Genomic DNA, 9,299 nt, shown 5'->3' with positions numbered 1-9,299 from the left:
TAGAAGATGTAGTAGATAATCCTTACTTAGACGATTTCTATAACCAAATGGAGCGTTGGAGTTTTAACCTACAGGTTTACTTTTTAAATAGTCGTTTTCGTCAAGTCTCGCAAATACGTGAAAGTGGTAAAGATATTATACAAGATCGTACTATTTATGAAGATGCCCATATTTTTGCTCCAAACTTACATGCTATGGGCTTAATGACAAATCGTGATTTTGAGAATTATAAATCTCTTTTTGATTTAATGGAAGGATTTGTACAAGGTCCAGATTTATTAATTTACTTAAGAAGCTCTATTTCTAACTTAGTATCGCAAATTCATAAGCGTGGTCGTGATTATGAAAACTCAATAAGCATCGATTATTTAAGTCGTTTAAATGAGCGTTACGAAGCATGGATTACTGGTTATAATAAAGGTAATTTGTTAGTTATTGATGTTGATAATCTAGATTTTGTATCTAATCCTGAAGATTTAGGTAGTATTATTAACAAAATAGATGCCGAAATTAACGGCCTTTTCTAGATTATATAAAACCATTTTTCTTTGCATGTGCAATAGCCTGTTCGCTACTTTCAACCAATAATGCTGGTGTTGCTTTATAATTACCTAACAAACTTTTTACTCTAAGTAGTTTCTTTTTGTGGTTAACACTTCTTAAATAAATAGCTTTAATTCTATTAGGAAAGCGTTCTGCAATTTCAATATAAATATCTAGATCGTGTTCTCCACTATCTCCTATTAGTATAAAAGGAAGCTTAGGGTACATTTCTAATAAGTTTAATATTTCTTTTTGTTTTCTAGGGATCTTAACATTAGATTTACGTTTTAAAATATCTCCAAAACTTCTTAATAAAATAGGTCCTTTAGGAAAATTATTTTGTTTTAAAAACAATTCTAAATACCTATACAAATTCCAAGGACTATGACTTACATAAAAAATAGGATTCCTTTCATTACCCGTTTTACCTTGATGCAATTGGTGATAAAATTCGGCAGCACCTTCTAGGGGCAATCTATTTTTAGCAGCTTTAAAAAAGGTATTAAATAACAATCTCCATTTTAGTGTAGAAGCAACACCTGTATACAGTATGGTATCATCTATATCGCTTACAACTCCAAATTGAGCGGCTTTAGATGGAATTAAAATTTCTGCAGGAAACTTATTATTGTTTTGAATTTTTCGCTTTATATCTATATCACTATATGAAATATGAAACGTTAGCCAGCCTTCGCTATTAGTATATTTTGTTAGGTCTTTTAATTCGGCTTTAACTTTAAAGTAGCCCTTATAATTTGTTTTTGTCTTTATAACCTTTCCATTAGGTAATATAATATCTAAAGGAGTGTTTCTAATTTCATCAGACTCAAAACGCTTCCATGTATTTACTATAAGCCTAAACCAACTTTTATCTTCTAAATCTATAGATTCGTCTTCTAAAGCTCTACCTCGCAAATAAAAAAACATATCACTGCCGTAGCTATTAAATGCTATAATTTGTAGTGGGTCTTTCTTAAAAATCGACATATTTCTTTTTTAGTGCTCTTTTTATTTTTACTGAGTAGTAATGTAAACGAGAAGTAAATCTATACAAATATATATAGTAAAACAATTTTCATGTTATTCTTTTATATCTATTATATTTTAAATAATTTATGCTTTCTAAATTTAACTGCTATTTATGCTTAATCTTTTAAAAAAAACAGCTTCAAACTCAGCGCCAATTTTTATTACTCCTAAATTTAGTTTAAAAGACTTAAAATCTATTATAAATGCAGATATTCCTTATATAGGTACTACACTTTATAAGTGTAATACAACTCCAAACAGACTTATTTTAGATTATGACATTAAAGAAGGAAAAGATACAATTAAGGCTACTAGACTTCAGTTTATAAAAAAAGAAACTATTTTACATGTTACCGAAGAAGCCCTATCTATAAAACTAGATACTTACATAGAAACTAGTAATCACTCTAAAACAGATATTAAAAAGAATCCTGTTTTTATTGCTATACAACACTATATATTAAACCTTCAAGATGATGGTTTATATGCTTTGCATAATAGTGAAAAGCTCCCCTACATCCAGTATATTAATGCTTTTACAAAAAATTATATTTTTCATCAACTTTATAATAATGAACAGGTTTTAAGCATTCTCAATATAAACTCTATATTATTTAATGATGCTACGGTGAATTCTAAAGGTTATACTTGGCACTTTATAATTACATCGTTTAGGGTTTTACTTATTGGAAACAACGATAATACAATGCAGATTATAGACATTTCTAATGAAAACATAGTTTTACACGAAAAAAGGGGAAAAGATCTTATAGAAGGTAAAGCCTTTTCGTTTTATACAGATTTTATGAATGATTCCTTATATGCAGCCTTATTTCCTGTAGTGTTAACAAAGGAATCCCGCATTGTCATTTTTGCAGATTGTATTCTTAAGGACTCTAAAGCGAAGGCCAAAGTTGTAGGCTTAGCTTCAACTTGTTATGCTATTGCTCATAAAACGTCTTCAAGTACTATTAATGATTTAAAGAGCCAATGCATTAGATATCTAAAATCTTTTCAAATAAAAAAAGAATATACAGCAACATTACTTTCTGTATTTAAATCTTTTAGTGAGACTACGCCATCTTTTGGAAAGGACTTAATTCAAATTTGTATTGATTGGGATATTAATTATAAAGAGCAATATAAATTATTTAAACTTTTATTAGAGTTAAAAGAGACTACAGCTGTAAAGCATACTATTGCTTTTTACGATTATTTTAAATTTCAGTTTTTAAAAGAGGAAAATAAAGAAGAGCTTTTGTTTGAATTTAATTTAACCTACGGCAAATTATTAGCTAAAGCTGAGCGCTATGAAGGTGCTATATATATTTATAAGGGTATTTACGAAACACTCCCCGACGATAGTATTATAGATTTATTACCAACCAATACTACAAATATATTACAAGGTGAAGGCGGACAGCAATTAAAAATAACGCTTTTAGAGGCTATTTTAAGCTGGCAAAAGAAACAACATGTAAATACTATAGATACCGACCTAAAACTAGCACAATTACAGCCGCTTTTAAACTACAGATTACAAGCCTTGCATGCTAGTAATGAAACTAAACAAAAAGCGCTGGATATAGAATATAGCTTACAACTTAAAGAATTACAGTATCATTATGTAAAGTACACCAAAGCGCATTATAAGCGTTTAATAAAAAATGATATTTTAAAGGATGTTGTTCCTGAATGTTTTAAATATGCTACTGGTTTTTTCGATTCGTTAAATAGTTACATTGCATCAATACAATCTCCTAATTATGATGCAGTTATTTCTTTTTCCGATAAATTAACTGCTACAAATTACCCTGAAGTTTATAAAATAATAACCAACATGTGCTATGCGCTTAGCATAAGTACGCCTGAGTGTTATATAGGAAGGGCTAATTATTCTAATACTATTATTGGTGTTGAAGGTAGTCCGCCGTATTTAATTATTGGTGTTGATTTTATTGAGGTTAATAGTAAACATCAATTAAACAATAACGAACTTAAGTTTTTAGTCGCTACAGAGTTGGCTCATATTTATTTTGAACATACTAAAATAACATCTACAGATGTTTGGCGTGGTGCTGCAGAAAAAGGTTTTTCTTTCCTAACTACGGTATTAAGTATTATTCCTTTTGCTGGAAGCATTGGAAATTTACTTGGCAACCTTTCTAACGTTGATAAGTACACAAAGATTATTAAAAGTGTAGAAAAGGCTACAAATATTGCCGAAAAAGGCCAAAATATTCTAGATGTAAGCGAAAGATTAAACATTAGTTTAATTAGTAAAGCTGAAAGCGATGAAAGTAAATCGCAAAATCTATTGATTACTTCTAGATTAATGGAAATTATAGCTGACAAAGTTGCCCTACTTTTTTGTAATGACTTGCAGGCTGCAATAAAGGGAATTATATTAAGCTCTAACTTACTTGAAAAAGAGCTTGATACTATTAAAGATTATGGTTTACTTAATGTTTTAGAACGAAAAAATGATGATGGGAGTTTCCTTTATCAAGAGCTTATTATTAGAATAAGGAGTTTGTGTTCTTTTTATCTTTCGGATACTTTTGAAGATTTAAAGATGAAACTGTATTCTTCTTAAATTATACATCTAAGACTAATTAATAAAAAAACCACGCCTATTCAGCGTGGTTTTTAAGAATTGAATATTTATAAAGGAATAACTAAAAATTATTCTTTCACTATTATTTCTACTGTCTTTCTTTTTTCTCCTTTTGAGCTATCTAATTCAAAATGGTTTTTACCATGTACACCTTCTCCTTTCATTGCTTCAATTTTCTTATTAACGTCTTCTAAAGTCCCTTCTATAACTTCTTTTTTAGTACTTTCAACGCCATTTTCAACAATTACTGTAGTCACAATTGCTTTTGCATTTTTTGTAACATCATTAATTTCAGTAGAAATCGTTTGTGTAATATCTATATTATTTTCTAACATTGCGACACCTTCCTCTGTATGCCCTCCTAAAATAGGCGCTATTACTAATCCAATTAAACAGGTTAGTTTAATTAAAATATTCATAGATGGCCCTGATGTATCTTTAAAAGGGTCTCCTACAGTATCTCCCGTAACAGCGGCCTTGTGCGCATCCGATCCTTTGTACGTCATTTCTCCATTAATTTCTACTCCAGCTTCAAACGACTTTTTAGCATTATCCCAAGCTCCTCCTGCATTATTCTGGAAAATAGCCCATAACACTCCACTTACGGTAACTCCTGCCATATAACCTCCTAACATCTCTGCAACAAGCTTATGGTTTTCTGGGTAGATTAAAACTCCTATTAAAACAATAACAATAGGAAAACCTATAGTTAATATTCCTGGTAATAGCATTTGTTTTAAAGAGGCTTTAGTAGAAATATCTACACACTTATCGTATTCTGGTTTTCCTGTTCCTTCCATAATTCCAGGAATCTCTTTAAACTGTCGTCTTACTTCTTCTACCATCTCCATAGCTGCTTTACCTACAGAACTCATTGCTAATGCAGAAAATACTACTGGCACCATACCACCAACAAAAAGCATTGCTAATACTGGTGCTTTAAAAATGTTTATTCCATCGATATCTGTAAAGGTTACATAAGCTGCAAATAATGCTAATGCTGTTAATGCTGCAGATGCAATAGCAAATCCTTTTCCTGTTGCTGCTGTTGTATTCCCAACTGAGTCTAATATATCTGTACGTTCTCTTACAATTGGTTCTTGCTCACTCATTTCTGCAATACCTCCTGCGTTATCGGCTATAGGTCCAAAAGCATCAATAGCTAATTGCATTGCTGTTGTTGCCATCATTGCTGATGCCGCCATAGCTACTCCATAAAATCCTGCAAATGCATATGAAGCCCAAATGGCGATAGCAAATAATAAAACGGAACTGAATGTAGAAATCATTCCTGTTGCTAAACCTGCTATAATATTTGTTGCGGCTCCTGTGCTAGATTGTTGTACAATATTTAAAATAGGCTTTTTACCTAAGCCTGTATAGTATTCTGTAAATGATGAAATCGCTGCTCCTACTACTAACCCTACTAGTGTTGCATAAAACACCCTCATAGAAGAAATATCTTGTAAGCCTTCTCCAAAAAATTCCATTTTCATAGTTTCTGGAAGCATCCATGTAACTAGGCCATAACAAGCAATAGCAACTAATGCTATAGAAGTCCAGTTTCCAATATTAAGTGCCTTCTGTACTTGTGCTTCTTTTGCATCGTTAGATGATATTTTCACTAAAAAAGTACCAATAATAGAGATTATAATTCCTACTCCTGCAATTGTCATTGGCAATAAAATTGGGCCAATTCCTCCAAAAGCACCCTCTATGGCTCCTCCCATATCTTTTATAATGTAGTTACCAAGAACCATTGCTGCTAGTACTGTTGCTACGTACGAACCAAATAAATCGGCTCCCATTCCTGCAACATCTCCTACGTTATCTCCTACGTTATCTGCAATTGTTGCTGGGTTTCTTGGATCATCTTCTGGAATTCCTGCTTCTACTTTACCTACTAAATCGGCTCCAACATCTGCTGCTTTAGTGTAGATTCCTCCTCCTACACGCGCAAATAAAGCAATAGATTCTGCTCCAAGAGAGAACCCTGCTAATGTTTCTAACACTAGTGTCATGTCTGTAGTATTTGTCCACTCTCCGCCCATAAACATTTGGTAGAATAGTATAAAGAAAGCTGTTAAACCTAATACTGCTAAACCTGCAACACCTAACCCCATTACTGTACCTCCTCCAAAAGAGATATTTAATGCTTTAGGTAAACTTGTTTTTGCAGCTTGTGTTGTTCTTACATTTGTTTTCGTTGCTATTCTCATTCCTATATTACCTGCTACTGCAGAAAAAACAGCTCCAATAATAAATGCTACTATAATTAGATAACTTGTAGAGTCTACTACAGTAGCTACTCCCGCTAAAGCTATACTTGCTCCTATCACAAAAAATGTAAGTAGTTTATATTCTGCTTTCAAGAAGGCAAGAGCTCCTACGTATATGTGATCTGAAATTTCTTTCATCTTACCATCTCCTGCATCCTGCTTCATTACCCAAGAGCGTTTAATAAGCATGTAAATTAAACCTAATACTGCCAATATAATTGGCACATAAATCATTATTGATTCCATATTATTTTTGTTTGATTAGTTTCTTAATGAACGCTAATGTAATAAATTCAGTGTTAAGTAAAAAATATTTTGAAAGTGACATTTTTTTAATAAAAAAAACAACAATTTAATAACGCAAAATCGCACTATTATTGATTTTCAAGACATTAAACCTTTTAAAAAACCTCGTTATTATAAACCATTGATTTACTTCTGTTTAAACCATAAAAAAACCTACTCTTAAATTAGAGTAGGTTTTACTATTTTAATAAAGTATGTCTAAAATTTAGTTTTTCACTTCATTTTTAAATTTATCAAATTTACTTTGCTTCATTTCTTTCGGCCAAGAGTTGTTTGATGTATCTACGTCTGCAGTTTCTAATTTAGGGTCTACTTTAATACTTACAATTTCTTTATCTGAAGCTATTGCTTTAGTTGTTTGCTTATCGTTAAGTCTCCAAATTTGAGCTGGGTACTTTTCTGTTTTAGATGTTCCGTCTGCATAAGTATATTCTACAATAATTGGCATTACTAAACCTCCTGGTTTTTCGAATGTTACATTATAAAAATATTTAGGTTCTTTCATTTTAGCTCTTTCTTGTGGAGTAAAATTGTCCATTAAATACTCTTTAAGCGGCTTAGATTTACTTGAGATATTTCCTTTCTTCATCTCTTCTTTATATTCCTCGCTACCTTCTTCAACAAAGTATACTAAACTATTTTTATCAATCCCAAAACGAGTCGCCATTGCACTCCCCCTTTTATTAGGAGTCGTTGTTACATAAAATTTTCTAACATTTTTTATTCCTATGTCTACATAATCTGTAGTGTAGAACCATCCTCTCCAAAACCAATCTAAATCGAATGCAGATGCATCTTCCATTGTACGGAAAAAGTCTTCTGGTGTTGGGTGTTTAAACATCCAACGTTGTGCATATTCTCTAAAAGCGTAATCAAATAATTCTGGTCCCATTACAGTTTCACGTAATATATTTAATGCTGTTCCTGGTTTACCGTAGGCATTGTTACCAAATTGGTATGTATTTAAACCTTTAGTCATAATAGGTGCAATATAATTTTGATCGCCTCCCATATAATTTACAATTTTTGCAGCTGGACCACGACGTGATGGATATGCTGTTTGACCAGGTGATAAAGCATCTGGGTACCATTTTCCAAAATCTTGCTCTGCAACATACTGTACAAAAGTGTTTAATCCTTCGTCCATCCATGTCCATTGACGCTCATCACTATTTACAATCATTGGAAAGAAGTTGTGTCCAACTTCGTGTATAATTACACTCATCATTCCAAATTTTGTTCTATCGCTGTAGTTTCCTTCTTTATCTGGACGACCATAATTCCAACAGATCATTGGATACTCCATTCCTTGTTGCTTAGCGTGCACTGATATTGCTTTATGGTAAGGGTAATCGAACGTCATACGAGAGTATGATTTTAATGTACTTGCTACTGCTTTAGTAGACCATTTCTCCCATAGTGGGTTTCCTTCTTTAGAATATAATGAAACAGCCATTACATCTTTTCCTCCTATTTTAACAGCCATCATATCCCAGATGTACTTTCTAGATGTTGCAAAACCAAAATCACGCACATTCTCAGCATAAAGCTTCCATGTTTTCTTTTTTGTAGATTTTGTTTTTTCTTTCTTTTCTGCTTCTTTTTGTGTTACTATTATTACTGGCTCATTAAATGATTTTTTAGCCTTATTGTAACGCTTCATCATCTCTTTAGAGAAGACTTCTTTTCTATTCATTAACTTTCCTGTTCCATCTAATATGTGGTCTGCAGGTACGGTAATATTTACTTCAAAATTTCCAAATGGTAAAGCGAACTCATCACGTCCCCAGAATTGAGAGTTTTGCCATCCTTCTACATCATTATACACTGCCATTCTAGGGTAAAACTGTGCTATAACGTAGTTTCTGTTATCTGAATCTGGGAAATACTCATATCCTGAACGGCCTCTTCCATTAACGTGATCGTTAATATTGTACCACCATTTAATTGAGAAAGAGAATTTCTCTCCTGTTTTTAAAGCTTTTGGTAACTCTACACGCATCATGGTTCTATTAATCATGTGTGGTAAAGGCTTTCCATTAGCGTCTTTTACTTCTTGTATATTGAAACCTCCATCAAACTTTTCTGCCATGTAACTGTTTACAAATGTAGATGCTTGTTGTGCTGGCGAAATTCCACTACTTTGAATTAAAGGTGTTTTGGAATCCTTTGCTCTCATATTTTGGTCTAATTGTACCCAAAGATATTTTAATGCGTCTGGTGAGTTATTGGTATAAGTAATTGTTTCGTTTCCAGAAAGTTTTGCATTTACATCATCAAGCTCAAGATCCATTTTATAATCTGCTTGTTGTTGGTAATAGGCTGCTCCTGGTGCTCCTGATGCAGAACGATACATATTTGGCGTTGAGAACTCATCATACAACTGTTTAAACTTGTTGTTGTTTGTGTGCCCTTGCTGTTTTTCGGCATTTTCTTGTTGGGCGAATGCTCCAAAAGAAACAAACATAAGTGAAAGAAAATAATACTTAAATTTAGTCATCTTTAAAAATTGTTGTTTTTTGAAA

Annotated in this window: 5 protein-coding genes; 2 read left to right on the top strand and 3 right to left on the bottom strand. The window is 32.2% G+C overall.

Translation table 11 applies throughout. The annotated features are described in order from the left end of the window. The coding region (locus tag ACVC2P_RS20425) for a deoxynucleoside kinase (RefSeq protein WP_452600282.1) at positions 1-527 on the top strand (527 nt) is incomplete at its 5' end. A 1-nt stretch (position 528) separates the two neighbouring features. Here ACVC2P_RS20425 and ACVC2P_RS20420 read toward each other — a convergent pair. Further along, a complete protein-coding gene (locus tag ACVC2P_RS20420; RefSeq protein ID WP_452600281.1) occupies positions 529-1,530 on the bottom strand; it encodes an App1 family protein in 1,002 nt (333 codons plus the stop codon). A gap of 154 nt (positions 1,531-1,684) precedes the next feature. Between ACVC2P_RS20420 and ACVC2P_RS20415 the strand changes: the two genes are divergently transcribed. Beyond that, complete coding sequence (locus ACVC2P_RS20415) at positions 1,685-4,168, top strand: hypothetical protein (protein ID WP_452600280.1); 2,484 nt, start codon at positions 1,685-1,687, stop codon at positions 4,166-4,168. 89 nt (positions 4,169-4,257) lie between these two features. Here ACVC2P_RS20415 and ACVC2P_RS20410 read toward each other — a convergent pair whose 3' ends face one another. Then, a complete protein-coding gene (locus ACVC2P_RS20410) occupies positions 4,258-6,714 on the bottom strand; it encodes a sodium-translocating pyrophosphatase (RefSeq protein WP_452600279.1) in 2,457 nt (818 codons plus the stop codon). Between the two features lie 265 nt (positions 6,715-6,979). After that, positions 6,980-9,274 carry a M1 family metallopeptidase gene (locus ACVC2P_RS20405; RefSeq protein WP_452600283.1) on the bottom strand — a complete coding sequence of 765 codons (2,295 nt, stop codon included), beginning with the start codon at positions 9,272-9,274 and terminating at the stop codon, positions 6,980-6,982. Positions 9,275-9,299 lie beyond the last annotated feature (25 nt).

The sequence above is a fragment of the Pontimicrobium sp. MEBiC01747 genome, from assembly GCF_053601635.1.
This window is presented reverse-complemented; position numbering and strand designations above follow the sequence as displayed.

Coding starts and splice junctions, on each gene's coding strand:
- ACVC2P_RS20405 (WP_452600283.1), bottom strand. CDS start 9,274: ATGACTAAATTTAAGTATTATTTTCTTTCACTTATGTTTGTTTCTTTT.
- ACVC2P_RS20410 (WP_452600279.1), bottom strand. CDS start 6,714: ATGGAATCAATAATGATTTATGTGCCAATTATATTGGCAGTATTAGGT.
- ACVC2P_RS20420 (WP_452600281.1), bottom strand. CDS start 1,530: ATGTCGATTTTTAAGAAAGACCCACTACAAATTATAGCATTTAATAGC.
- ACVC2P_RS20415 (WP_452600280.1), top strand. CDS start 1,685: ATGCTTAATCTTTTAAAAAAAACAGCTTCAAACTCAGCGCCAATTTTT.